Origin of the sequence: Lentzea sp. NPDC051213 (genome assembly GCF_044455585.1) — a bacterium.
In the GTDB taxonomy this organism is placed as follows: Bacteria; Actinomycetota; Actinomycetes; order Mycobacteriales; family Pseudonocardiaceae; genus Lentzea.
In genome coordinates this window covers 438186-464050 of record NZ_JBITEX010000002.1, presented here as the reverse complement: position 1 = coordinate 464050, position 25865 = coordinate 438186, and the positions used below count along the sequence as shown (strand labels likewise).

Genomic DNA, 25865 nt, shown 5'->3' with positions numbered 1-25865 from the left:
CCCGCCGAGCGGGACCGGGCACCGATGCTCACTTCATCAAACGCACCCGAACCGGCCCCAGGACACGTTCGTCCAGATGCCGCTCCTCCAGCGGCGGATGGTCGACCAGTAGTAGATGTACACGCCCTTCTGCCTCGAGCAGTTCCACTTGTAAGAGTCATCGATCTTGAACGCGATGGCGGCGAACACGAGTGTCACAGTCGCCGCGAGGATGATCCCGAGTCCCGCGGTCAAGACCGTGGAGACGAATCCGGCCACCGCCCCCATGAACGCCACCGACCTGCTGATCCGCTCCACGAGGCGGTGAGTGAGCTTGCAGGTGATCTTGCTCTTCCACTGGCGGTACAGCCACGTCTTCTTGTAATAGCGGTAGTTCCGCCAGCAGCTGAAGTCATTCGCCTCACCGGACAGGTCGGTGCAGTTCACACCGTCGCCCGCGCAGTACTCGTAATCGTTGGCGTTGCCGCCGTAAACGGGATCGACCTGCAGGAACCGCGCAGTGGCCGGGTTGTAGAGCCGAACGCCCATCAAACTCACCCCACCAGGGGTGTCAGACGCCCGCTGGTGCCCGCCCAGCCAGCCGTACCGCTGCCCGTTCTGCTCCCGCTCCACGCCGTACTCGGTGTAATCCTGGGTGGACAGCAGCCCGGGCTCCGCGGTCATGTTCGCCGCGGCGGTCGCCACGACGTCACCGTGCAGGTTGGCCAGCTGGAACACCGCCTGGGCGACCTCGCTGCGGTAGACCGCACCCAGCGTGCCGTCGATGCCGGCGATGTTGCGGGTGTGCAGGCCGCCGCCCTCGTCGGTCCACGACGGGTTGTCGGTGTCGCCCGAGTAGTGGTGCCTGCGCACGGTGCCGGTCCCGCCGGTCCACGACCGCACGCGGCGTGGGTTGACGTCGAGCGTGTACGTCGTGGTCTGGCCGCCCTGGCTGAGCGAACGGACCAGGTCGCTGACGTGGTAGGTCGCGGTCAGGTCGCCTGCCGCCGGAGAGTCCGTGTCGGCGGCGGGCACGGTGGTGGCCCGGCCGAGCACGTCGTGCACGTAGCCCGCGGTGGTGACGCGGTCGGCGGCGTCGTAGGTCCAGTTCTTCGTCGACGCACCGGACGTGGCCTGGCAGGCCCCTTCATCGCCCGGCGCGAAACTGCTGAGCCCGGTCCTGTTGGTGGCGGCCGAGAACGCGTACTGCCGCGTGGTGCACTGGCCCTCCACCTCGTCCTGGACCGACGTCAGCCGGCCCGCACCGTCGTAGGTGTAGTCCTGGGCGGACAACGACGAGTCGCGTTCCGCCACCTGACCGTGCACGGTCCGCACAGCTACGTCGGACAGCAGCGTGCAGTCGTCCTGGCCGCACCCCGGCTTGAGGTAGGTCAGGCCGGTGGGTGTGCCGCCGGCGTCGACGGACGTCAGCGCCTCGATCCCGTTCGGCAGCGTCTGCTTCACCAGTTCGCCGTCGGGATCGTAGGCGGCGGTGAACGTGCCCGCCTGCGAGTCGACCACCTTGGTGAGCAGGCCGCGGGCGTCGTAGGTGTTGGTGCGGTTGCCCTTTCCGTCGTCGGTGGTCGCGGGCCGCGAGAGCAGGTCGTAGGTGGCGGTCGCGACGACGCCGTCCGCGTCGGTGTACGAGGTCAGCCTGCCCAGCTGGTCGAAGGTGCGCTTGATCCGTGCCGTCACCGAGCCGTCCGCGGCCAGGCTCTGGGTCTCCACCGGATTCCCGGAGTCCTTGTCGTAGACGAACTTCGTGACAGGAACCGGCTCACCGGACGCACCGGTGACGGTCACGGTCTCCGGACGTCCCGCCGAGTCGTAGTTGACCGTCCGCGTGCGCTGCACCGCGCCCGCCGGGTTCTTCTCCACGGCCGTCCGGGCCCGGTGGTGGATGTCGTAGGTCATCACCGTCGCGAGCAGGGGCTGCCCTGCCGCGGGCTGACCGCCGTGACCGGTCCGGCAGGGCAGGTTCGCCCACTCCGGGCGGTTGCCGCACTCCGCGAACGTGGCGTGCGCGCCGGCCGAGTAGTAGGCCGTCGTCCTCGTCGACGGGGTGTTGTCGGCTGAGCCACCACCAGGAGTCGTTGTGGCGACCACCAGTCCCGTGGCCGGGTCGTACCCGGTGCGGGTGGTCAGGTTCAGCCCGCCCGCGTCCTCGGTGACCGTGAGCGGCGCGCGCAACGTCCAGTCGTAGGTCGTCTTGGTGGTTCGCGCGTCGGTGTCGGTGCCATCGGTCAGCCGCACCGACTCGATCTGGGTGGTCACCAGGCCGAACGGCTCGGCCGATGCCGGAGCGCCCTCGTCGTAGGTGAACCTGGTGTGCGCACGGCCGGTGACGTGGGAACCGTCCCGCAGCGCGATCTCCTGCTCGGGACCGAACGTCTCCAGCGCGGTGGAGCCGTCCGCGGACGCGACGTCCACAGTGGACAACGCCCGGGCGAGACCCGCCTCGGTGGCGGCGTCGTCGCTGTCACCGGAGTCCAGGGCCCGCACCCTGTTCGACGCGGTCAGGGTTCGGACGGTGTTGCCGAACCGGTCGTACTCCGTCGCGTCGATCGCACCGCCCGGCTCGGCGTTGTTCACCGCACGGCCGTTGGCGTCGAAGTAGATCACCGACGCATGGCCCCAGCCGGACGGCAGCGTGCCAGTGGCCTGGTTGCCGTCCGGCACCTGGCTCGCCGGGAACACCGCCGTGGCACCGACCGGCGCCTCGTTCTGCGCCCAGCGCCTGGTCTGCCCGTCCGACAGGTCGTACGGGGCACCGTTGCCCGAGGCCGGCACGCGGTAGACCACGGTGGTCCGGGCCGTGCCCGCGGCCAGCGCGGAGCGGCTCACCTGCGCGAGCCTGCCCGTGCCGGAGTCACCGGGCACGGTCGTGTACGACAGCTGCCACGGTTCCTGCCCGCCGGGCCGGATCTCGCTGACGATCCCGTCGCCGTTGTACTGGTAGGCGACGCCGAAGTGCTTGACCACGCCGTTCTCGGTGCGGTCCAGTCGCGGCTCCCACGCCTCGCGGAGCCTGCCGTCGCGGTCGTAGGCGTATCGCGCGAGCTCGATCGTCCGCATCGCCGGCGGCGTCGCGTCGGGATCCCACGCGGTGAACGAGACGGACCTGACCCGGTTCGGGTAGTCCCCGGTCGCACCCTCACCGGGCAGGGTCGTGCCGGCACCGGCGTACTGGATAGTCAGCGCACGGCAACCACGCACCAGCGCGGTGCACGTGACGCCCGCCGGGACCGGGGCGAGCACCCTGGTCGGCCGGGTGACCTGCTTGCCGTTCACCACAACGGTTTCCCACGCGTACGTGGTCGCCTGGTCGTTGCCGGGCGTCGTCACCGAGGCGGGCCGGAACACCGCCGAACCCGTCGACTTGGCGAAGGTCACCACCGTGCCCTCGTCGTCGGCGAGCGCATAGGTGGACGAACTCGCCTGGTACGTCAGCTTCAGGTCCTCGGCGCCCGGTTCGGGCGTATAGCTCCCGTTGGCGTTCTTGGTGAACCCGATCGTCCCAGCGTCGACGGTGGCGACCTGCACCAGGGAACCGGTGGCGGTCAGTCCTGTGTAGACACCGCCGACGTCCTCGACCGTGATGCCCGACGTCCAGCCGGCACCGAACATGCCGGTGCCGTCGGACCGTCCCGCGTCACGGGTGGCAAAGGAGCGCGACACCGTCAGATCCGACCCGTAGGCCTTGGCCGAGACGTCGGTGTTCGACAGGGACAGGTTGCCGGTGACGAGGTTGACCGAACCCGGTCCGACACCCTCGTCCGCGGCCGAGCCCAGATCGCGGTCCAGGGTGAACCGCACCGGTCCGGAGAAGCCGCCCTGCCCGCCGCTGAACGCCGCACGGAACTGCGTGGGCCCGTCCAGCGGTTCGTCGCCCTCCTCGGCGTTGTTCAGGGTCTTCGCGAGGTCCCAGTTGAGCTTCGGGAAGTCCGCGCCCGAACGCGCCACCGGCCAGGTGACGGTGCCGCCACCTTCCGCCCGTGACACGTCGCCCGCGGGAATGTCGGTCCAGGTGTCGGCGTCACCCCGGCGCCACTGCGGCGTGACACCCGTGATGTCCGTCGGTGCACTCAGTTCGACGCCGGTACCGCCCGCGGTCACGTCGCCGGGCGACGGGTTGGTGACGGCACCCTTGCCGACCGAGAACTTGTACTCGGTCACGACGGCGCTGGCGTTGCCCGCCTTGTCTTTCGCGCGCACGTAGAGCGTGTGCGGTCCCTCTGCGGGCGACAGGCTCACCGAGGCGGAGCCGTTCGCCGACTTCACGTCACCGGTCGGCACCGGCTGGTCGAGCCCGTACGCGAACCCGCCCAGATCGGCGGAGGGTGCGGTGAACGTGAACGTGCCCGCCTCACCACCGGACTTCGACCACTGGCCCGCCGGGTAGTCGGTCGAGGACACCACCGCGTTGGCGGGTTTCGCGGTGTCGATGACGAAGGTCGGAGCCGAGGACCAGGGGCCGTAGCTCGTGCCGTCGAACGCACGCACGTGCACGCCGTAGGTGGCGCCCGCCGTCAGGCCGGCATTCGCCCGCCAGGACAGGATCTGGCCCGTCGTACCCCAGCCCGTCGAGCCGCGCTGCACGACCGTCGAGCCCGAGAGGACCTCGAAGTCCAGCCGGAGCTTCTGCCCCGCGTCAGGATCGACGGAACGCGCCTTGAAGGTCGGGCGCGCGTCCCCGATCGGGGACGGGTGCACCCCGCACGCCGTGTAGCACGGGTTGATCGAGAAGTAGTTGGGCTGGCTGGGGATCGTGTTGTAGGTGACCGACATGGTCGGGTTGTTGGCGAACGTCTTCCACTGCGGCGTAAGCGTTTCGTTCTGCGCCTTCAGGCCGAGGTAGAACACGGACGCGTTGCCGTTGACCGCGGTCTGCAGTGCCGTGGTCACCGGGAACGAGACGGCGCCCGCCGGGCAGGCGGAGGAGAACCCCTTCGCCGTGTTCTGCGTGGTGATCAGCGTCTGCATGAAGGGCGAGTTGTTCCACGTCGTGCCGGGCCCGACGCCGCCGGTGGCCCACAGCTCGACCGGGGTGGGCGTGCACGAGGTGGCGCTCAGCTGCTGCGCGGTGAAGGTCGCCGACAGGATCTGCTTGCGCTGCAACCCGTTCGTGTTCATCAGGAAGAACGAGCGCATCTTGTAGGTGCCGGCGTTGGGCGTACCGACCTTCGCCACGTCCGCGGAGTTCCAGTACGACTGGTCGGCGTTGCCGTTCCAGATCAGCGTCCAGCCCGCCTTCGACGAGGTGAACCCAGGGTCGATGAAGAGCGGGAACTCCGTGGCCGGATCAGCGATCACACCGGCGTCCGGCACGACCTCCAGCGCGTCCTTCGTCACGGTCGTGCGCATCTTCGCCTGCTTGCGCGCGGTCCCCGGCCCCTTCGACCGCGTGGCGACCGACCGGTCCTCGGTGGCCGCGGTGGCCGACGAGTCCCACATCGACGGCGCGGCGCCGGTGAACACTGCAGTGCCCTGCGCGTCCACCGCCTGGAGATTGCCCTGCTCGTCCGCCTTCGTCGTCACACCCTTCTGCGCGACGGCGAACCGCAACGCCGCCAGCTTCGGGTTCTTCGCGGCGTCCCTGGTCTTGACGACGAGCACCTGCGAGTACCCGTCCACGTCGGCGAGGACGCGCAGGTCGACCCCTGGCAGCACCTCCGGGTAGGTCGCGGTGTTGCCGTCGATCTTCGGCTTCGGCAACGCGTGCGGCCAGGACACCGACACCGACCGGTCGCCGTCGCTGATCGTGGCCAGTGGCCCGGTCCCGGTGGAGAACCGCATTCCCACCGTGGTCGCGCGCGGCGCCAGCACGCCGTCGTCGCCTACCTCCAGCCCGGGATCGGCCACCACCCACGAGCCGTCCGGCCTGCGCACCCGTGCGGGCCGCGCGGACACCTCGTTCGTCAGCGTGCCGTCCGGGTTCGCGAACGTCTGCGACGTCTCCTCCCGCGCGTTCACGACCTCGACCCGCTTGCCGGTCACGCGCGCCGTGATCCGCGCGGCCGCCTCGTCCGGGCGCATCAGCGCCGTCTCACCGCTGCCCGCCGGCGCTGCCCCCGCCGCCGCCGCGAGGGCCGTCATCGGCTCCGCGAGCGACACGGCGAGTGTCAGCGCCAATGCCCCGGCCAGATGCCGGGACCAGCCAGAACGTTTCCCCCAGTGTTGCGATCTCCGCCCAGACACTTACCCCTCCAAGGTGCTGGCGACCATTGGGCGGAAGCTAGCCAGGAGGCCTTTCAATGCGCTTGCAGCGGCCGCAAGTGGCCTCTTGGATTAGGCGTGAACTGGGCCTTCTTAGAGGCCACTTGGTCGTCGAACATCATCGGCATGACCATCACCGAACTGGACGACGAGAACACCGCGCTGGCCTACGACGCGGTCCGCGAACTCCGCCCGCACCTCACCTCGGAGCAGGCCTTCGTCGAGGCGGTGCGCACCCAGCGCAAGGAGGGCTACCGCCTGGTCGCCTCCTTCGACGCGACCGGACGAGTCGCCGCGGTGGCGGGATTCCGCCACATCACGAACCTCTACACCGGGCCGCACCTCTACATCGACGACCTGAGCACGCTCCCGTCGGCGCGTCAGCAGGGCCACGCCGGTGCCCTGCTGAAGTGGGTCGACGAGGAAGCCCGCCGGCTCGGCTGCGGGGAGGTCCACCTGGACTCCGGCACGCACCGGCACGACGCGCACCGGCTCTACCTGAGCTCCGGCTACGTCATCCCCGCGTTCCACTTCGGCAAGCGGCTACCGTGACGCCTCGTTCCGCCTGCTCAGCAGCGTCGCCACCGGGCCGGCGCCTACGCCGTGCAACGCCACGCTGCCCAGCACGCAGACCACGGTGATGGTCAGGATCGTGTCGGCGGCGGTCCCTTCCGGCAGCCGGTTGAAGGCCAGCAGCCCGAACACGATCGTGGTCGTGCCCCGCGGTCCCAGCGCGCCGACGAGCAGGCGTTCACGGCCCGACGTCCTGGAGCCGAGCAGGGCGAGCAGCACCGGCACGAGCCGGACGACGGTGAGGACCGCGGCGCAGAAGAGCACCTCCTGCCAGGAGACGCCCAGGTAGAAGATGAGGACGGCGGCGATGCCGACGACGAACCACATGGTCATCGTCAGCAGGCCGGTGACGTCCTCCAGCAGGTGAAGATCCGTGTTCAACGCGTCGGTGCGCGCCTCGGCCCGTCCCTTGTGGACCCGGCGGGCCTTGAGAAGCCGGTGCACGTAGCGGAACGCGATGCCGCAGACGAAGGAGGCGACGAAGCCGTTGCCGTCGATGGCGACGGTCGCCGTGTAGGTCAGCAGTGGCGCCAGCAGCACGGCGACGCGGGCGGACTGGTCGGTCACCCAGCCCGCCTGGTGCGCGCGGTCCATCAGCCACCCGAGCAGGGTGCCGATCACGACGCCGGCGACGAGGGCCTTGACCGCGAACGGCAGCACCGTCCCCAGCGCCTCGAGCGGCGTGCGGTCCTGGGAGTGGTCACCGGCCAGGATCAGCGCGAAGAGGAACAGTGGCGAGACGAGTCCGTCGTTGTAGCCGCTCTCGACGTTCAGCGTGCCGCGCACCCGCACCGACAGCACCGGGTCGCGGACCACCCGTTCCGCCGGGGCGAAGTCGGTCGGCACGGTCACGCACGCGACCAGCACCAGCACCGCCCACGGCAGGGTGGGGAACAGCAGCCAGCCCAGCACCGCGGCCAGCCCGAGACTCAGCGGCATGGCGATGAGCAGCACCCTGGCGACGAGACCGGGGTAGGCACCCCACAGCCGGCCCGCGCGCACCTCGGTGGCGTCGACGAACAGCAGGACCGCGAGGATGATCTCCGCGGCGAGCTGCACCGACTCGGTGTTCAGGCCTTCGGCGATGGCGTTCTCGTTGAACAGCCCGACCACGACGCCCGCCAGCACCATCACCAGCGGCGCGCCGAGGAGCCACCGGTCCAGCCTGGCCGCACCCAGCGAGCGGACGAGCATGGCGAACGCGGCGGCCAGCAGCAGCGAGTTCATCCGCTCATCCTGCCAAGGGGTCCAAAGAGGACGTGCGGAGGTCCGGTTTTCCCGGTCGGCGAATTTCCGCGGACAGGCAACCATTCGTGCACCCCGACTGGTAGATGCAGTGACGGACTGAGTCGAAAGGCCGTGAAGTGGTGCGTTCACCTGAGGGGTTCGAGGAGTTCGTGGCGGAGGCGTCGCCACGGCTGCTGCGGACGGCTTTTCTGCTCACGCGGGACGCGGGGCACGCGGAAGACCTGCTGCAAACGGCCTTGGCGCGGGCCTGGCGGGCCTGGCATCGCGTCGTGGGCGATCCGGAACCGTACGTGCGGCGGATCATCGTGAACACCCACGCCACCTGGTGGCGGCGCCGGTGGAGAGGTGAGGAACAGACCGGTGAGCTGCCGGAACGACCGGGCGAGTCCCCGCAGAACGCGGTGGACGAGCGCGAGTGGCTCTGGCAGGCGCTCGGCCGGTTGCCGCGCAAGCAGCGCACCGTGCTGGTGCTGCGGTTCTACGAGGACCTCACCGAGCCACAGGTGGCCGAGCTGCTCGGCTGTTCCGTTGGCACGGTCAAGAGCCAGGCGAGCAAGGCGCTCGCCAAGCTGCGGCTCGACGACACGATCACCACGTTCGAAGGGGTGCGGCGATGAACCTGACCGACCTCACCGAGGTGCTGCGCGACCGCGCCGAGCTCGCCGATTCCTCCCACGAGGCACGGATGGCGGGCGTGCGGGCGAGGGTGTCGGCCGTCCGGCGGCGGCGTGCGGTCGTAGGCGCCGCCTGCGTGGTGCTCGCGCTCGTCGGCATCGTCTACGCGGTGCTCCCCCGCCCGGACCGGCTGCCCGAACCCGCGGTGCCGACGCGCAGCCTGCCGGAGTACCAGCAGGGCACCCGGCTCATCACCCAGGCCTGGGGCGATCTGCCGTCGACCAGCGTCACCGTGCGGTTCGTGCCGAAGTCGTTGGACCTCGTGCTGTTCACCAAGTGCGACGTCACAGTGCCGGGGAAGTACCGGCAGCTGCTCATGACCATCACGGTCAACGGCAAGCCGTTCGTGGAGAACAACACCTGCGGCGGCGGTGGTGGCGGGACCAGCACGGACTGGCACGCGTACGACATCGTGCCGGGACAGCTGTCCGTCATCACGCTGACCGTGCCCGGCGAGCAGGGCGAGTCCCAGTCCGGCCCCCCGTCCGTGCTTCCGCTGCCAGCGAGCGGCACGTTCGCCCTTGGTGTCGGCGAGGCGGTGCCGGTGAGCGAGTACCCGTTCCCGCCGCGCCCGCAGACGCTGGCTCCGTTGCCCCCGAACATGGGGGACCCGGTGATCGAACTGCGGTCCGAACCCTCGGACCCGGCCGGGAAGAAGGAGATCACCGCGGAGTGGCCTGGCACCAACTGGATGCTGGCGCACATGAACACGCCCGGCAGGCTACGAGTTCTCGTCAACGACGTCGTGGTCATCGACGTGACGCACTGGGGCTACAACGTGCTCGGTGGGCAGGTCGGGCGCTACGAGTGGGAGAAGGGCATCGACGGGCTCCAGCTCTCGAAGGGACAGCTCGTCAAGATCACCGTGATCCCCGAACGCACCACGGGTGACTGGAACATGGTGATTTACGCGTGATCACCAGGCGTCGGAGAGGAAGGGACCGCGCTCGTCATCGCCATTGTCATCTGATGGCCGCGAGCGCGGTTCCGGCGTCGTGTCCTCAGCCGCGTTGATCCGGGCGAAGAGGGCTTCCAGCTGCGCCATCGCCTCGTCGTAGGTGACCGTCCGCTCCTCCTCGGGCAGCGCGTGGAACCGGTCGATCTCGGCGGACAGCGCGTCCACGTCCTGCTCGAGGATCCAGTTCTCCTTCAGGACGTCCGCCGGTCGGCGGCGCCCGGCCACGACCTCCTTGGCGAAGTCGGCCAGCGGGCCGGTGCCGTGCGTGGCCAGGTGCTCGTACATCCGCAGCCGTGCCTGCTGCGCCGCGGGGGTGTCGTAGGGGTTCATGACGCCTGCGGGTGGTCGTAGGCGAGGCTCGGCCATGAGCCGGCCACCAGGGAGCCCTGGCCCATGAGGACCGCCATGGTGGCGGAGAACTCGTGGGCCAGCGCCCAGAACAGGTCGATCAGGCCGGTGAGCTCGTTGATCACCGCGAGGATCGCCCGGAAGATGTCGCCTGCGCCTTCGGCACTGTCGAACAGGTTGCCGAAGAGCGGCAGCTGCAGCACGACCGGCGCGTCCGCGAGCGAGTCGATCAACGTGTCGAGCACCGTGTCGATCACGGAGAACTGGTGGTAGGCCGCCTTCGCCAGCCGCTCGGTCTTCCGCGCCACGTCCTCGAGGAACTCGCTGTGCGCGGCGCAGGACTTTGCGTACGCCTCCAGCCAGTTCTTCGCTCCGGCCGCCGCGTTGCCCTCCCACTCGTCCTGGATCGCGAACCGGCCGCGGCGGATGTTGAGGTTGATGTGCTCGAACGCCTTCGCGGTGTGCGTGAACACCAAGCTTTCCCGGTAGATCCCCGGCCAGTCGCCGCTGATGAGCAGCCCCAGCTTCGCCAGCAGGTCGAACCCGGCCAGCTTGTTCATGATGGCCCGCGCGATGCCGCTGATCGCGATCTTGTCGCCCATCTCGCCGAGCTTGTTCTCCCAGTCCACCGGCCACTGGTCACGACGCAGTGCCTCGTCGAAGTCCGGAGACCCCGGACCTCGGTACAGGTTCCCGGTGCCGAGCGGGTCGGAGGCGTCCTGCACGTCGTCGTAGCTCTCGGTGGCGATCCGGTCGGGCAGTCCGTACTCGTCCTGGTACTTCGCGACGACCTCCGGGAGCTTGCTGTCCAGGTCGGCCAGCACCTCCTGCTCCTTGCCGCGGTACCAGTGGTAGGTCGCGAACAGCTCCAGCGACGAGGAGTGCGCGAGGTCCCGTGCCTTCGTGGTGTTCGTGAGAGCCTGCTCGCGCAGCTTCCCGAGCGGCTCGCTGATCAGGCCGAACGCGCCCCCGCCGGACTTCAGGTCGTGGTTGAACTGCCCTATGAAGAGGTCGGCCGCCTTGTCCGCCCGCCCCACCAGCAGGGCCAGGCTGAGTATCGAGTCGGGGACCACTTGGAAGCCGTTCACGCCGCCATCATGGTGCATGGCTCACGGACGTGTGATGCGTTTGCAGCAGCGGCGCGCCAACACGGGCACACTGTGACCTCGCCGTCCCCACCACCGCCGCGGAGCTGACCAACACATGAGTGCCCGTTTCCAGGAGCTCGACTGGCGTCAGACGCCGCTGGGTGAACTCACCCTGCGCCGGCGGCTCGATCCCAGCAGCGGCAAGGAAATCCACGAGATCAAGCTCAACGACGAGTTCCTGATGTCGAGCATGTTCACCGTCGCCGAGGTCGAACTGGCCCGCCTCGCGCTCGCGGAGGTGCCGCGGGGCCCTCTGCACGTGGTCGTCGGCGGCCTCGGGCTCGGGTACACGGCGCACACCGTGCTGGAGGACCCGGACATCGAGTCGTTGCTGGTCGTGGACGCCCTCGGCGAGGTGATCGAGTGGCACCAGCAGGGCCTCATCCCCGCGGGGAAGGCACTGGCGGCCGACCCGCGGTGCCGCCTGGTCCACGGTGACTTCTTCGCCATGGTCCGCTCCGGGCAGGGCTTCGACGCGGAGACCCCTGGCAGGCACTTCGACGCCATCATCGTCGACATCGACCACTCGCCGAGGCACCTGCTGCACCCCACGAACGCCGACTTCTACGAGCTCGAGGGGCTGCAGCGGCTGGCCGGGCTGCTGAGTCCGGGCGGCGTGTTCGCACTGTGGTCCAACGACCCGCCGGACGAGGAGTTCACCGCCACGCTCGCGTCGGTCTTCGCCGACGTCAGGGCCGAAGTGGTCAGCTTTGCCAACCCCCTGCAGGACATCGACTCCACCAACACGGTCTATCTCGCCAAGCGCCGCTGAACAACACAATTCGTTCGTACCCGTAACATCGATCCACGGCCCGCCGATCTGCCACGTACCAACACACCGCAGCCGGCAAACAGGGGCCAGTCTTGAAGCACTCGGATCGCACCGCCGTGCCGTCTGGAGAGGACCAGACGACCGACAACGACATCGACGGCGACGTCAGCGGCACCTCGATCCAGGCGGGATCGATCGGCGAGTTCCACCTGAACCCGCCCCGGAAGCCCTTGTCGCGCAAGGTGTATCTGGCCATCTCCGCGGCTGCCGTGGTCGGCGCCCTGACGCCGGCCGCGGTGGTGCTGATGTCACCGTCACCGGACGAGCCGGTGAACCAGACGCCCGCGGCGGTGGCCTCGTCGGCACCCGCGGAGACCGGCACACCGTCGTCACCCGTCTCCTCGGCCGGCACACCGATCCGGCCGGCGGTCCCCGGTGTCACCCGTCCGGTGCCGGGCGCCCCGACCCCGCGCCCGTCCGGCAATGCCACGGTCGTGATCCCTCCCCCGCCTCCGCAGCCGACGACGGTCCGCGCCGCGGCCACTCCCCCGCCCTCGGGCGCCGGTGTCCGGTTCAGCGGTGCGTTGCAGTTCGGCAGCTTTCACCTGGATCTCGCGCAGCCACGCGACATGCCCGGCATGAACGTCTGGCGGATGCCCCAGAACCGCCTGCACGGCGACGACACCTACGAGCTGGCGGAGTGGATCGGTGACGGCGCGCCGGGACAGGCCGAGTGCGCCGCCGACCTCGTGAAGCGGGCGACGAGGGACGCGGAGCACCTGATCATCGGCAGCCGGGTGTGCGGGAAGACGCCCGGCGGCCGGATCTTCCTGATCGAGGTCGTCGCGCTGGACGGCACCACGATCACGGGCCAGGTCACCGTGTGGGAGTAGAACCTCCGTGCTGGACGGCACCACCATCACCGTTCAGGTCACCCGTCTGGGAGTAGAACCTCAGTGCGCGCAACACCCCAGCGGGGTCGCCGGTGCCTCGACCGGTTCCTGTGCGGCCTCCTCGATCTCCGCGAGCACCCTGGTCCGGTCGGCGGGCCCGAGATAACGGCCGCGGGTGACGACGGCGTGGATGCGGCTGACGTTCCTGATGTCCGCCAACGGGTCCGCGTCCAGCACGACCAGGTCCGCCTGCTTGCCCGGCGTGACCGTGCCCGACTCGTGGGCGAGACCGACGCACCGCGCCGCCTCGATGGTCGCCGACCGCAGGGCCGCCATCGGTGACAACCCGGCGCGCACGAGCAGTGCGAGCTCGTCGTGCAGCGAAAAGCCCGGGAACACGTAAGCGAAACCCGCGTCGGTTCCCGCCACGATGCCGACGCCCGCCTCGTGCATCTCGCGGAGCAAACGCATGCGCGCGTCGCCGAACTTCAGCGCCTCTGCCACTTCCTCCGGTGTGCGTGCCGGTCGGCCCGACATGATCGCCTGCCACTGCTCGCGCAGGTCGACCGGGATGTAGCGGAGCCGGTCGAGCGCCACCGGGTCGTTCTGGACGTCCACGGGCGAGCGGGACAGGTTCCGTTCGACGAACAGCGTCGGCGACTGCCACGTCCCGCGCTTGACCATCTCGGCGAACAACGCCTCGGCACGAGCCGGTGAGTGCGTGGCGACGGCGGCTCGTTCGATGCGACCGGCGTGCCTGCCCCACCAGTTCGGGTCGGCCGGGTCGTCGGGCAGGCTCCGCAGCCGCGCGTACAGCTCGTCGGCGTTGTCCGAAGTGGACGTGAAGATGTTGTAGAGGTGTTCGTGGGTGTGCTGCGCCAGTGCGTCCTGCAGCGGCACCCGCGCGGGAACGTGTCCGGCGAACGGGATCCGCAGCCGGCGTGACTCGTCGGCGATGGCCGCGTGGCACTCCGGTGACAGGAACGAGTAGACCTTGACGAAGTCCGCACCCTCGTCCCTGGCTCTGCGGACCGCGGCACGGGCCTCCGCGGGCGAGCGCACGATGTCCGCGCCGGGCCAGATCGCGGCGGGCCCGTCGACGACCGCGCTCGCGATCACCATCCGCGGGCCCAGCACCTCGCCGGACTCGATGCGCCGCCGCGTGTCGTGCGTCTCGGGCAGGCCCCACATCTCGCGGATGCCGGTGACGCCCTGCACGACGTGCAACGCCGGCATGGTCGACTCGAAGAAAGTCGAGTGGGTGTGCAGGTCCCACAGGCCCGGGATCACGTACTTCCCGGCGACGTCGATCACGCGCACGCCTCGCGGAATCTCGCGGTGGCGGCCGGCGGCGATGATGCGGTCACCGGCGAGGACCACCGTGGCGTTGTGAACAGGCGGCCTGCCCGTGCCGTCGATGAGCGTCGCGCCCACCAACGCCGTGATGCCGGCCGCAGGGGCTGGTTGCTCCGCGGCCACCTCCCCCGCAGCCTCTGCGGCGGTCGGCCCGGCGGCACCCAGCGCGACCGCCCCGAGAGCACCTTTCCCCAGCCAGGACAACACGTCCCGGCGCGCCAGATCCCCCACTGCTCCACCTTCCCCCGAAGTGTGTCTGATCTCGACACTAACGACTTGGGAGAGGTGAAGCAGTGGGGACAGCCTCAGGGCCGGGTCCACACCGCCACGTAGTCGACGGCCATCGACCGGCCCGGCGTCGTCTCCGGCACCGGAGTGCCCCGACCGGCCAGCGCGTTGGGGAACGCGCCACCCATCGCCACGTTCAGCAGGATGAAGTAGCCCTGGTGCGACGTCATGTTGTTCCAGCTCGTCGCGTCCATCTGGTTCTGCCGCACCGTGTGGTACTGCTGGCCGTCGACGTACCAGCGCAGCTGGTTCGGGCTGACCGAGCGGTCCCACTCGAAGCGGTAGGTGTGGAAGTTGCCGGGGCACTGGCTGCCGGGACACGCCCGCGAGGCGCCGATGCCGTTCGTCTCGTTGCACGGGCCGCCGGGGTTCACGCCGCAGTGCAGCACACCCCAGACGCTGTTGATGCCGTTGACGTTCTCCATGATGTCGAACTCACCGATGCTCGGCCAGTTCCAGTAGTTGCCGCGGTAGGGCGAGCCCAGCGCCCAGAACGCCGGCCAGTAGCCCAGCGCGCCGGAGCCGGTGATGTTCGGCATCTGGATGCGGCCCTCGATGCGCAGCACGCCGCCCGCGGGTGCCTTGAAGTTCGACCGGCGGGTCTCGATGCGACCCGACGTCCACTCGCCGTTGGCCGCGCGCCACGGGATGATCCGCAGGTTGCCGGTGCCGTCGAGGCGCAGGTTGTTGCGGTCGTTGGTGTAGCGCTGGATCTCGCCCGTGCCCCAGTTGCCGGGGCCGCCGGGGTAGCTGTGGCCGGTGTCGACGATCCAGTTGTTCGCGTTGGGCGCGGTGTTGTTGGCGCCGTTGAAGTCGTCCGACCAGGCGAGCGTCCAGCCTGGCGGGGTCGGCGGCACCGCGGCCTGCGCGACGCCGGACAGTGGGATGACCAGCAACAATCCCAGCAGGGCATACCGGAGTTTTCGAGCCACGATGTTGACCTCTCTGTCAGTGTCGTGAGCGCGCAAACGGTTCATGCAGGGCGTTCCGCCGGAGGCACCAGGGCGTGTGCTCGGCCAGGTCCAGTGCGGCGACAGAGGTCTATGGAAGCGCTCTCATGGCACTTTCGTCAACGCCTCAGAGCTCCAGGCGGTACCCCATGCCGGGCTCGGTGATCAGGTGCCGGGGGTGTGCGGGGTCGTCCTCCAGCTTGCGCCGCAGCTGCGCGAAGTACACCCGCAGGTACTGCGACTCGTTGACGTGCATCGGCCCCCACACCTCCTGGAGCAGCTGTTTCTGCGACACGAGCCGCCCAGGATTGCGCGCCAGGATCTCCACCAGACCCCACTCGGTCGGCGTCAGGTGGACCTCCCCCAGCCCGCGCCGCACCTTCTTCGTCGCCAGATCCACGACGAACGACGACGTCTCGACGATCGGATCGCCCACGTCCCGCGTCAGGCCCCGCCGCACCGCCGCGCGCAGCCGGGCCAGCAGCTCGTCCATGCCGAACGGTTTGGTCACGTAGTCGTCGGCGCCCGCGTCGAGCGCCTCGACCTTCGCGGCCGAGTCGGTGCGGGCGGACAGCACGATGATCGGGATCGTCGACCAGCCGCGCAGGCCGGCGATCACGTCCACGCCGTCGATGTCGGGCAGCCCGAGGTCCAGCACGACCACGTCCGGCTTGCCCTCGACCGCCACGCCCAGCGCGGATCTGCCGTCGTAGGCCGTCATCACGTCGTATCCCCGCGCGCTGAGGTTGATCCTCAACGCGCGGACGATCTGCGGTTCGTCATCGACCACCAGGACTGACGTCATCGGGTGCTCTCTTCGTATGCGGGCAGCGAAATGACAACGGTGAGTCCGCCGCCCGGGGTGTCCTCCGCGCTGATCTCACCGCCCATCGCGGCGGTGAAACCCTTCGCGACGCTCAGCCCCAGCCCGACGCCGGGAGTGGCGTCGCGGTCACCAAGTCGTTGGAAGGGCGTGAAAACCTTGCTCCCGGACTTCTTCGGCAGGCCGCGGCCGTGATCGACGATCCGCAGCTCGACCTGCGATCCGTACGCGCTGGCCCGGATCGCGACCTGCTCATCGGATCTGCCGTGCCGCAACGCGTTGTCCACGACGTTGGCCACGACCCGTTCCAGCAGACCCAGATCGGCCAGCACCGGTGGCAGGTGTTCGTCGACCGCCACCGAGACGGCGTGCCGTTCGTCCAGTCCTGCCAACGCTTTCGCGACGGCCTCGTAGTAGCTGACCGGCCGCAGCACGGGTTCCACCGAACCGGTGGCGAGCCGCGAGGAGTCCAGCAGGTTGTCGACCAGCCCGGTCAGCCGGTCCGCCGATTCCTCCACCGTCGCCATGAGCTCGGCAACGTCCTGAGAGGACAGCGGCAGCGAAGCATCCCGCAGGCTGCCGATCGCGGCCTTGATCGAGGTCAACGGCGTCCGCAGGTCGTGCCCCACCGCGGACAGCAGCGCCGTCCGCAGCTCGGTCGTCTCCACCTTGCGCTGGGCCGACCGCGCCTCGTCGGCCATTCGCTGCTGCCGCAACGCCATCAGCGCCTGCCCGGCAGCCGCCTCCAGCACCCGCTGGTCGCTCGCGGGCAGCACCCGGCCGCGCAGGGCCAGGTGGATGTCGGACGTGACCGGCACGTCCGCGTCGGCCTCGTCCGGTTCGTCGCACGGCCGCGGCCCGACGCAGGCGACGCGTTCCCAGGCCCCGCCCCGGCGTTCCAGCAGCGCCACGGACTCCAGGCCGAAGTTCTCCCGGATCTTCTCCAGCAACCGCGCCAGCGGGTACGGCGAGGTCAGCACCGTCCGCGCGTACGAGGCCAGCAACGCCGCCTCCGTGCGGGCCCGTGCGCCCTGCTCGCCCAGCCGCGCCGCCCGGTCGACCGTCAGCGCCACCGCGGTCGCGACCACCACCATTGCCGCCAGCGTGATCACGTTCTCCGGGCTGTTCACGGCCAGGCTGTAGTACGGCTCGGTGAAGAAGTAGTTCAGCAGCCCCGCACCGAAGAACGCGCAGACCAACGCCGGCCCCAGCCCGCCCGCGATCGCCACCACGCACGTCACCAGCAGGAACGCGACCAGGTCCGTCGAGTAGTCGACCTCGTCCCGCCACAGCATGCCCAGCGCCGTCACGACCACCGGCAGCACCAGCGCGAGCCCCCAGCCGGTCAGCCTGCGCCGCAACGACAACGGGTCGGTGCCGACCTTCCACCGCAGGCCGCGCCGCGCCTCGTCGTGCGTGACCATGTGCACGTCGATCGCACCGGACTCCTGCACCACGGCCGCGCCGATGCCCTCGTCGAACGCCCGGGCCATCCGCGACCTGCGCGACGTGCCCAGGACCAGCTGGGTCGCGTTCACCCCGCGGGCGAACTCCAGCAACGCCGTCGGCACGTCGTCTCCGACGACCGAATGGAAGGAGGCACCGACGTCCTCGGTGGTCTTGCGCGACCGCGCGATGTGCTCGGGTGTCACACCGGTCAGCCCGTCGCCGCGCATCACGTGCACGACGAGGAGCTCCGCACCGGCCCGCACCGCGATCCGACGGGCCCTGCGGATCAACGTCTCGCTCTCCGGTCCGCCGGTGATCGCGGCGACGACCCGTTCCCTGGTCTCCCAGGTGTCGGTGATCTCCTTCTCACTGCGGTACCGCTGCAACGCCACGTCGACCTGGTCCGCCACCCACAGCAGCGCCAGCTCGCGCAACGCCGTCAGGTTGCCGAGCCGGAAGTAGTTGCCCAGCGCGGCATCGATGCGGTGCGCCTGGTAGACGTTGCCGTGCGCCAGCCTCCGTCGCAGTGCCTCGGGCGTGAGGTCGACCAGCTCGACCTGCTCGGCGCGGCGGACCACCTCGTCCGGCACGGTTTCCCGTTGCCGCACACCGGTGATCCGTTCCACCACGTCGTTCAGCGACTCGAGGTGCTGGACGTTCACGGTGGACAGGACGTCGATGCCCGCGTCGAGCAGCTCCTCGACGTCCTGCCAGCGCTTCTCGTTGCGCGAGCCCGGCACGTTGGTGTGCGCGAGCTCGTCGATCACCGCGACCTCGGGTTCACGCGCGAGGATCGCGTCCACGTCCATCTCGGTGACGTCGAGGTCGCGGTGCCGCATCACCTTGCGCGGCACCACTTCCAGGCCTTCGAGCAGGGCGGCCGTCTTCTCCCGGCCGTGGGTCTCGACGAGGCCCGCGACCACGTCGGTGCCGCGCTCCCGGCGCCGGCGAGCCTCGCCCAGCATGGCGAAGGTCTTGCCGACGCCGGGAGCGGCGCCGAGGTAGATCCTCAGCTCACCCCGGCGACCGTCAACTGGAGGCGTCGATGGCACGGTTCAACGCCGTCACGTTGACGGTGGTGGTGAAGGTGCCACCGGTGTTCGCCGCGACCAGTTCGCGCACCTTCTCCACGGAAAGCCCGGACGCGCGCGCCACACGGGGCACCTGCAACGCCGCGTACTCCGGGCTGATGTGCGGGTCGAGACCGGACGCCGACGCGGTGACGGCGTCCTCTGGCACCTGGTTCTCCGGCACGCCCTCGCGTTGCGCCACGGCGGTGCGGCGCTCGTCGATCACCTTGGTGTAGTCCTCGTTGCGCTCGCCCTTGTTCGAGCCACCGGACGCGGGCAGCGTCGCGGCGGACGGCCGCGGCACGAAGTACTTGTCACCTTCCCTCGTCACAGCAACGAGAGTGGTGTCCTGGGCCTCGGCGTTGGCGTGCAACCCAGGCAGGCGGGACACACCCCACACCGCCAGCGGGTACAGCACGCCCAGCAACACCGTCAGCGCCAGCAGGATGCGAAGTCCTGCCCACGACTGCTTCAGAAAGTTCGCCATTGTCAGCCGATCCCGGGGATGAGTCGCACGAGCAGGTCGATCAGCCAGATCCCGGCGAACGGCGTCACGATGCCGCCGAGGCCGTAGATCAGCAGGTTGCGCCGCAGCAGCGCCGAGGCGCTGGACGGCCGGTAGCGGACACCCTTCAACGCCAGCGGGATCAGCGCCACGATGATCAGCGCGTTGAAGATCACCGCCGACAGGATCGCCGACTGCGGGGTGGCCAGCCGCATGATGTTGAGCTGGTTCAGCGCCGGGTAGATGGCCGCGAACATGGCGGGCAGGATCGCGAAGTACTTCGCCAGGTCGTTCGCGACGCTGAAGGTGGTGAGCGCGCCACGGGTGATCAGCAGCTGCTTGCCGATCTCCACGATCTCGATGAGCTTGGTCGGGTCCGAGTCGAGGTCGACCATGTTGCCGGCCTCCTTCGCGGCCGACGTGCCGGTGTTCATCGCGACACCGACGTCCGACTGCGCCAGCGCGGGCGCGTCGTTCGTGCCGTCACCGGTCATCGCGACCAGCCTGCCGCCCTCCTGTTCCTTGCGGATGAGGGCCATCTTGTCCTCTGGCTTGGCCTCGGCGAGGAAGTCGTCGACGCCGGCCTCGGCCGCGATCGCCTTGGCGGTCAACGGGTTGTCGCCGGTGACCATGACCGTGCGGATGCCCATCGCGCGCAGCTCGGCGAAGCGTTCCTTCATGCCGGGCTTCACCACGTCGGAAAGCCGGATGATGCCGAGCACCTTGCCGTTCTCCGCCACGACCAGTGGCGTGCCGCCCTGGGCGCTGATCTCGTCCACGACCTCGCGGGCCGTGTCGCTCAGCTCGAACGCGCTGGCCGCACCCTTGCGGATGCTGCGGTCACCGAGGTCGATGCCGCTCATCCTGGTCTGCGCGGTGAAGGGCACGAAGTCGCCGGTCTTCTCGTGGTCGGTCGCGGGTGCGCCTCCGGCCAGTTCGAGGATGCTGCGCCCTTCCGGGGTGCCGTCGGCGAGGCTCGCCAGCCGCGCGGCCGCCACCAGCTCGTCGTGGGACGTGCCGTTGACCGCGATGAACTCGGTGGCACGGCGGTTGCCCCAGGTGATGGTGCCGGTCTTGTCCAGCAGCAAGGTGTCGATGTCGCCGGCGGCCTCGACCGCCTTGCCGGACAGGGCGAGCACGTTGCGCTGCACCAGCCGGTCCATACCGGCGATGCCGATGGCGCTGAGGAGTGCGCCGATCGTGGTGGGGATCAGGCACACCAGCAGCGCGGTCAGCACGACGACCGACTGCTCGCCGCCCGAGTAGATCGCGAAGGGCTGCAACGCCACCACTGCCAGCAGGAAGATGATCGTGAGCGTGGCCAGCAGGATCGTCAGCGCGACCTCGTTCGGCGTCTTGCGCCGTTCCGCGCCCTCGACCAGCGCGATCATCCGGTCCACGAAGGACTCGCCGGGCCTGGTGGTGATGCGGACGACGATCCGGTCGGACAGCACGGTCGTACCGCCTGTCACCGCGCTCCGGTCACCGCCGGACTCGCGGATGACCGGCGCCGACTCGCCGGTGATGGCCGACTCGTCGACGGTCGCGATGCCTTCGACGACGTCACCGTCGCCGGGGATGATCTCGCCCGCCTCGACGACCACCAGGTCGCCGATCTTGAGGTCGGTACCGGCGACGACGTCACCGCTGACCAGCCGCGCCACGGCATCGGTCTTGGTCTTGCGCAACGAGTCGGCCTGCGCCTTGCCCCTGCCCTCGGCGACCGCCTCGGCGAAGTTCGCGAAGAGCGCGGTGAACCAGAGCCACAGCGCCACCGCGATGGTGAACACGCTCGGGTCGGTGACGGCGAAGACCGTGACCAGCACGGAACCGGCCCAGACGACGAACATGACCGGGTTGCGCAGCTGGTGCCGCGGGTGGAGCTTGCGGAACGCCTCCGGCACGGCGTCGGCCAGATGTGCCGTGACGGCCGCCTTCGGCTTCTGCTGCACGGGTTGCTGAAGTGTGGTGGTCACAGCAAAGCCTCCGCGATGGGACCAAGTGCGAGTGCGGGAACGAACGTCAGCGCGGCGACCAGGACGATGGCGCCGGTCAGCAACGTGGCGAACAACGGTCCGGTGGTGGGCAGCGTGCCCGCCGTGACGGGCACCTTCTTCTGCGCCGCAAGGGATCCGGCCAGCGACAGCACCGCGATGATCGGGATGAACCGGCCGAACAGCATGCACAGCCCGAGCGAGGACTGGAACCAGTCGTTCGTCACCGTGATGCCGGCGAAGGCCGACCCGTTGTTGTTGGAGGCCGACGCGTACGCGTAAAGGATCTCCGACAGGCCGTGCTCGCCGGGGTTGTTCAGCGCCCCCTGGGTGCCCGGCAGGACCGCGGCGATGCCCGCGCCGATCAGCAGCACGGTCGGCATCGCGAGGATCGTCACCGCGGCGGCGGTGACCTCGCGGCGGCCGAGCTTCTTGCCCAGGTACTCCGGCGTGCGGCCGACCATCAGGCCCGCCAGGAACATCGCGATGATCGCCATCACCAGGATGCTGTAGATGCCGGTGCCGACACCGCCCGGCGTCATCTCACCGAACAGCATGTTCAGCAGCGTGCCGCCGCCACCGAGCCCGGTGTAGCTGTCGTGCAGCGAGTTGATCGCGCCGGTCGACGTGCCGGTGGTGGAGTCCGCGAAGAGGGCGCTGCCGGGGATGCCGAACCGGAGTTCCTTGCCTTCCAACGGCCTGAGGCCACCGGCTTCGGCACCCCAGATCACCGCGAGCATCGCGGTCCAGATGCCGGCCATCACGCTCAGCAGCACGTACCCCTGCTTCTTCTCCCCCACCAGCTGACCGAACGTGCGGGTCAGCGCGACCGGGATCACCAGGAGGAGGAAGATCTCCAGCAGGTTCGACCACTCACTCGGGTTCTCGAACGGGTGCGCCGAGTTCGCATTGAGGATGCCGCCGCCGTTGGTGCCCAGCTCCTTGATGGCCTCCTGCGCCGCGACCGGCGCGTTCGCCACCGTCTGGCCGTCAACGTCCACACCGGACTTGAGGCTCATCGTGACGCCGAGCGCGATCAGCACGATCGCCGCCACGAACGCGATCGGCAGCAGAATCCGCAGCGTGCCGCGGACGAGGTCGACCCAGAAGTTGCCGAGCCGGTCGGTCTGGTGCCGCACGAAACCGCGGATCAGCGCGACGGCAACGGCAAGGCCCACCGCCGCCGACACGAAGTTCTGCACGGTCAGGCCGATCATCTGGACCGTGTGGCCCATGACGGCTTCCGGCACGTACGACTGCCAGTTCGTGTTGGTCACGAAGCTGATGGCGGTGTTGAACGCCATGCCGGGCGGAACGTTGCCGCGGTCGAAGTTGAACGGCAGGACGGACTGGATCCGTTGGACCGCGTAGAGGAACACGATGCCGACGAACGAGAAGCCCAGCACACCGTAGGCGTAGGTGCTCCACTTCTGCTCGGCGTTCGGGTCGATCCTGGCGAAGCGGTAGATCGCGAGTTCCAACCGGGAGTGCTTCCCTCCCTTGAACACGCGCGCCATGTAGTCGCCGAGGGGCCGATACGCGACCGCGAGGACTGCGACGAGGATGCCGACCTGGATCAGGCCGGACACGAGAGGTGACATCAGAACTTCTCCGGCCTGATGAGTGCGACGAACAGGTAGACGATCAGTGAGAGCGCGAGCACGCCCGCGACGGCGTTCGCGACGAGACCCGTGCCGCTCACAACTTCTCCAGTCCGCGCACCGTCAGGCCGAGCACGACGAAACTCCCGATCAGCAGCAACGCGTAGGCCAGGTCGGCCATGGCGCGCTCCCTTCACACGACAAGGTTTCTTGATGACACTCGGCAGCGTGCATCACGAAATGCCTGATCAGGGGGTGCCTGACAACCTCCTTACGGGGTTGGGGGCAGCCCTTACGCGTTCTTGACGCCGGAGAGATCTGGGTCTCATCCGATAGGACCGTTCGCGATCACGTTCGGTGAGCGGGCGCCCGGTGCGATCATGAACGGGTGCCTCTCCTCGTCGGCCCGTGCCAGCCCGCCGGTTCGCTGCGAGCCCTCCGGCAACCGCACCTCGGCGTTGACGATCGTCTGGCGTTGCGGCCGTGGCGGGAGAGTGACGCCAAGACCGTGATGGCGGCGTTCGAGTGCCCCGACATCCAGCGGTGGCACCTGCGGCGCATGGACACCCCGGCTGAAGCCCTTGCCTGGATCGCGGGCTGGGCGACGCGCTGGGACGACGAGTCAGACGCCAGCTGGGCGGTCGTCGACCCTCGCGATGATCAACCGATCGGCCAGGTCGGGCTGCGCGCCATCTCGCTGTTCGAGGCCTCGGCGAACCTGTCCTACTGGGTGCTGCCCGCCGCCCGCGGAACAGGGGTCGCAGTGCGCGCCGCGCAGGCCCTGACGCGGTGGACCTTCGATGTTCTCGGCCTGCACAGGGTTTCGCTGGATCACTCGACGGCCAACGTGGCGTCGTGCCGGGTCGCAGCCAAGCTCGGGTTCGATCTCGAAGGCACCCTGCGGGGCGCCGCGCGCCATGCGGATGGCTGGCACGACATGCACAAGCACGCGCGTTTGCGGACCGACGACTAGGCCTTGGGCGCGGTCAGTACGTTGAGCGCGCGGTCCCGCACCCACGCAGCGAACTCGTCCGCGGGCAACGGTTTGCTCAACGCGTACCCCTGCACGATGTCGCACCCGAGTGCGGCCAGCGCCGTCCAGGTCTCCTCGTCCTCCACGCCCTCGGCCACGACCTCCAGCTCGAGGTTGTGCGCCAGCCCCAGCAACGACCGCGTGATCGCGCCGCTCGACGAGTCCGTCCGCATGTTGGTCGTGAAGGAGCGGTCGATCTTCATCTCGTGCACGGGCATGGTGCGCAGGTAGGCGATGGACGAGTACCCGGTGCCGAAGTCGTCGATGGACAGCCGGACGCCGAGCTCGCGGAGCCGGACCAGCACGTCGGTCGCCCGGTGCGGGTCGGCGATGATCGCCGACTCGGTGATCTCCAGCGTCAGCACGTCGGCGGGGCGGCCGTGCTTGCGCAGGACCCGGTCGACCTGTTCGGGGAAGGTCGGGTCGTGCAGGCACTGGGCGCCGACGTTGACCGAGATCGGCATGTCCCAGCCGTGGGTGTGCCAGGCGAGGCATTGCGCCAGCGCGTGGTCGAGGACGTACTGGGTGAGCGGTTCGATCAGGCCGGTCTCCTCGGCGGCCGGGATGAACCGGTCGGGGCCTAGCAGGCCAAGGCGGGGATGCTGCCAGCGGCACAGGACCTCGGCGCCACAGACCTTGCCGCTGCGGACGTCGGCCTTGGGCTGGTAGTGCAGGACGAGTTCGCCGTGGTCGATGGCATGGCGCAGGTCGCTGATCACGGTGAGCTGCGCGGCGCTGTGCTCGTCGAGACCGGGCTCGTACACGGAGGTGCCGAGGCGGGCGCGTTTCGCCGCGTACATCGCGATGTCGGCGTGCTTGAGCAGCTCGTGGGCATCCGCGGAGTCGGTGGGATAGAGCGCGACGCCGATGCTGCAGCCGACGTCGACGGCCAGCCCCTCGAGGTCCACGGCCTCTTCGAGCGCTCGATGCACGCGGTTGGCGACGACGAGGGCGTTCGCCGCGGTGCCGACCGCGGGCAGCAGCACGGCGAACTCGTCGCCACCGAGCCTGGCCACGGTGTCGAGGTCGCGGACGGCGCCGGTCAGGCGGTGCGCGACGTGTTGCAGCAGCCGATCGCCGAACGCGTGGCCGAGCGTGTCGTTGATAGGCTTGAAGCGGTTGAGGTCGATCAGGAACAGGCCGAGCGGCTCGCCGGAGTTGTTGGCGCGCTTGATGGCCTGCTCGGTGCGCTGGGTGAGCAGCGTGCGGTTCGCGAGGCCCGTCAACGCGTCGTGCGACGCCTCGTGCTCGCTCTTGGCTGCCTGGCGCAGGATCTTGCGGCGGTGCCCGAGCAGCACGACGCCGCACAGAGCGACGAGGCCCAGGTCGATCCCGAACGCCACGGCCGCGGCCAGGCGCAGCCGTGCGTTCTTCTGCTCGGCCGACTTCAGGTAGTCGGTGGTCTCCAGCCGTTTGAGCTGCACGACCGTGGACAACTGCTTGCGCATCGACACCAGGGTCAGCTCGGCCTGGTCCGCCTTCTGCGAGGAGGTCTTGGTGTCACCGCGGTCGCCGGCCGCGACGGTCTCGCGCAGCAGCGTCGTGAAGTCGCCGTAGAGGTCGCTGACGATCGTCGCGGCCCGGACGTCGGCCGGGCCGCCGTTCTCGCGCAGCCACCGCAGGCTCTCGTCAGCCGGGCCCGCCGCGTTCGCGACCGGCTGGCCCATCACGGCGGTGCCGGAGCGCAGGTAGTCGGCGAGGGCGTGGTCGGCGACGTCGGCGTTCTGCACGACCAGACCCCAGTGGTCGCTGATCTCGTTGAGCTCGTGCAGGTGGGTGGCGGCGCGCTGCATGCTGCGGCTGGTCCACATCGCGACGCCCGCCAGCACGGCAAGGCCGATCGTCAGGCTGACGACGACCGTGCGCGCGGTGACGCGAGCCTCGACCCAATTGGACAGCATCAAGCGTCTCCAGCCTCACAACGTGGATATCGCTTTCCAGCGAAGTGCCTATTGGTACGCAGCCAAAGGATGGCACGCAAGCCGA

The 25865-nt window shown here is 69.4% G+C and carries 19 protein-coding genes; 6 read left to right on the top strand and 13 right to left on the bottom strand.

Going from position 1 to position 25865, the window contains the following annotated elements:
- Positions 1-36: 36 nt before the first annotated feature.
- Positions 37-6075 (bottom strand): RHS repeat-associated core domain-containing protein, encoded by a 6039-nt coding sequence (locus tag ACIA8G_RS08910; protein WP_396417779.1) that lies wholly within the window; start codon positions 6073-6075, stop codon positions 37-39.
- A 246-nt stretch (positions 6076-6321) separates the two neighbouring features.
- Between ACIA8G_RS08910 and ACIA8G_RS08905 the strand changes: the two genes are divergently transcribed.
- Complete coding sequence (locus tag ACIA8G_RS08905) at positions 6322-6747, top strand: GNAT family N-acetyltransferase (RefSeq protein WP_396417778.1); 426 nt, start codon at positions 6322-6324, stop codon at positions 6745-6747.
- Here ACIA8G_RS08905 and ACIA8G_RS08900 read toward each other — a convergent pair.
- Positions 6739-7995 (bottom strand): cation:proton antiporter, encoded by a 1257-nt coding sequence (locus ACIA8G_RS08900; RefSeq protein WP_396417777.1) that lies wholly within the window; start codon positions 7993-7995, stop codon positions 6739-6741. The genes ACIA8G_RS08905 and ACIA8G_RS08900 overlap by 9 nt on opposite strands.
- A gap of 140 nt (positions 7996-8135) precedes the next feature.
- Here ACIA8G_RS08900 and ACIA8G_RS08895 point away from each other — a divergent pair, with 140 nt between their 5' ends.
- Both ACIA8G_RS08895 and ACIA8G_RS08890 read left to right on the top strand, forming a co-directional pair.
- Complete coding sequence (locus ACIA8G_RS08895; RefSeq protein WP_396417776.1) at positions 8136-8633, top strand: SigE family RNA polymerase sigma factor; 498 nt, start codon at positions 8136-8138, stop codon at positions 8631-8633.
- Positions 8630-9607, top strand: coding sequence for a hypothetical protein (locus ACIA8G_RS08890; RefSeq protein WP_396417775.1), 978 nt, complete (start codon positions 8630-8632; stop codon positions 9605-9607). Before ACIA8G_RS08895 ends, ACIA8G_RS08890 begins: the two co-directional genes overlap by 4 nt.
- Here ACIA8G_RS08890 and ACIA8G_RS08885 read toward each other — a convergent pair whose 3' ends face one another.
- Together ACIA8G_RS08885 and ACIA8G_RS08880 are read right to left on the bottom strand one after the other, a co-directional pair.
- A complete protein-coding gene (locus ACIA8G_RS08885; RefSeq protein ID WP_396417774.1) occupies positions 9608-9979 on the bottom strand; it encodes a hypothetical protein in 372 nt (123 codons plus the stop codon). It lies immediately after the preceding gene.
- A complete protein-coding gene (locus tag ACIA8G_RS08880; RefSeq protein ID WP_396417773.1) occupies positions 9976-11085 on the bottom strand; it encodes a hypothetical protein in 1110 nt (369 codons plus the stop codon). Before ACIA8G_RS08880 ends, ACIA8G_RS08885 begins: the two co-directional genes overlap by 4 nt.
- 115 nt (positions 11086-11200) lie before the next feature.
- Between ACIA8G_RS08880 and ACIA8G_RS08875 the strand changes: the two genes are divergently transcribed.
- Positions 11201-11917 carry a spermidine synthase gene (locus ACIA8G_RS08875; RefSeq protein WP_396417772.1) on the top strand — a complete coding sequence of 239 codons (717 nt, stop codon included), beginning with the start codon at positions 11201-11203 and terminating at the stop codon, positions 11915-11917.
- 92 nt (positions 11918-12009) lie between these two features.
- Positions 12010-12810, top strand: a complete 801-nt coding sequence (locus tag ACIA8G_RS08870) for a hypothetical protein (RefSeq protein WP_396417771.1) — start codon at positions 12010-12012, stop codon at positions 12808-12810.
- Positions 12811-12870: 60 nt separating this feature from the next.
- On the opposite strand, the gene ACIA8G_RS08865 is transcribed toward ACIA8G_RS08870, so the two are convergent.
- The 8 genes from ACIA8G_RS08865 to kdpF all read right to left on the bottom strand — a co-directional run bounded on the left by ACIA8G_RS08865 (position 12871) and on the right by kdpF (position 22947).
- Entirely contained in the window at positions 12871-14397 is a 1527-nt protein-coding gene (locus tag ACIA8G_RS08865) for an amidohydrolase family protein (protein ID WP_396417770.1), read from the bottom strand.
- Positions 14398-14471: 74 nt separating this feature from the next.
- Positions 14472-15386 carry a glycoside hydrolase family 16 protein gene (locus ACIA8G_RS08860; RefSeq protein WP_396417769.1) on the bottom strand — a complete coding sequence of 305 codons (915 nt, stop codon included), beginning with the start codon at positions 15384-15386 and terminating at the stop codon, positions 14472-14474.
- A gap of 145 nt (positions 15387-15531) precedes the next feature.
- Positions 15532-16209 carry a response regulator gene (locus ACIA8G_RS08855; protein ID WP_396417768.1) on the bottom strand — a complete coding sequence of 226 codons (678 nt, stop codon included), beginning with the start codon at positions 16207-16209 and terminating at the stop codon, positions 15532-15534.
- Entirely contained in the window at positions 16206-18728 is a 2523-nt protein-coding gene (locus tag ACIA8G_RS08850; RefSeq protein WP_396417767.1) for a DUF4118 domain-containing protein, read from the bottom strand. Before ACIA8G_RS08850 ends, ACIA8G_RS08855 begins: the two co-directional genes overlap by 4 nt.
- Entirely contained in the window at positions 18706-19233 is a 528-nt protein-coding gene (locus ACIA8G_RS08845; protein ID WP_396417766.1) for a potassium-transporting ATPase subunit C, read from the bottom strand. Before ACIA8G_RS08845 ends, ACIA8G_RS08850 begins: the two co-directional genes overlap by 23 nt.
- A gap of 2 nt (positions 19234-19235) precedes the next feature.
- A complete protein-coding gene (kdpB, locus tag ACIA8G_RS08840) occupies positions 19236-21203 on the bottom strand; it encodes a potassium-transporting ATPase subunit KdpB (protein WP_396418673.1) in 1968 nt (655 codons plus the stop codon).
- 20 nt (positions 21204-21223) lie between these two features.
- Positions 21224-22846: a potassium-transporting ATPase subunit KdpA gene (kdpA, locus tag ACIA8G_RS08835; RefSeq protein ID WP_396417765.1), complete on the bottom strand. Its 1623-nt coding sequence runs from the start codon at positions 22844-22846 to the stop codon at positions 21224-21226.
- Complete coding sequence (kdpF, locus tag ACIA8G_RS08830) at positions 22846-22947, bottom strand: K(+)-transporting ATPase subunit F (RefSeq protein WP_396417764.1); 102 nt, start codon at positions 22945-22947, stop codon at positions 22846-22848. Before kdpF ends, kdpA begins: the two co-directional genes overlap by 1 nt.
- Before the next feature lie 287 nt (positions 22948-23234).
- Between kdpF and ACIA8G_RS08825 the strand changes: the two genes are divergently transcribed.
- The gene (locus ACIA8G_RS08825; RefSeq protein ID WP_396417763.1) at positions 23235-23819 is read left to right on the top strand and encodes a GNAT family N-acetyltransferase; all 585 of its coding nucleotides are present in this window, start codon (positions 23235-23237) and stop codon (positions 23817-23819) included.
- On the opposite strand, the gene ACIA8G_RS08820 is transcribed toward ACIA8G_RS08825, so the two are convergent.
- Positions 23816-25780 carry a putative bifunctional diguanylate cyclase/phosphodiesterase gene (locus tag ACIA8G_RS08820; RefSeq protein WP_396417762.1) on the bottom strand — a complete coding sequence of 655 codons (1965 nt, stop codon included), beginning with the start codon at positions 25778-25780 and terminating at the stop codon, positions 23816-23818. The genes ACIA8G_RS08825 and ACIA8G_RS08820 overlap by 4 nt on opposite strands.
- Positions 25781-25865: the final 85 nt, after the last annotated feature.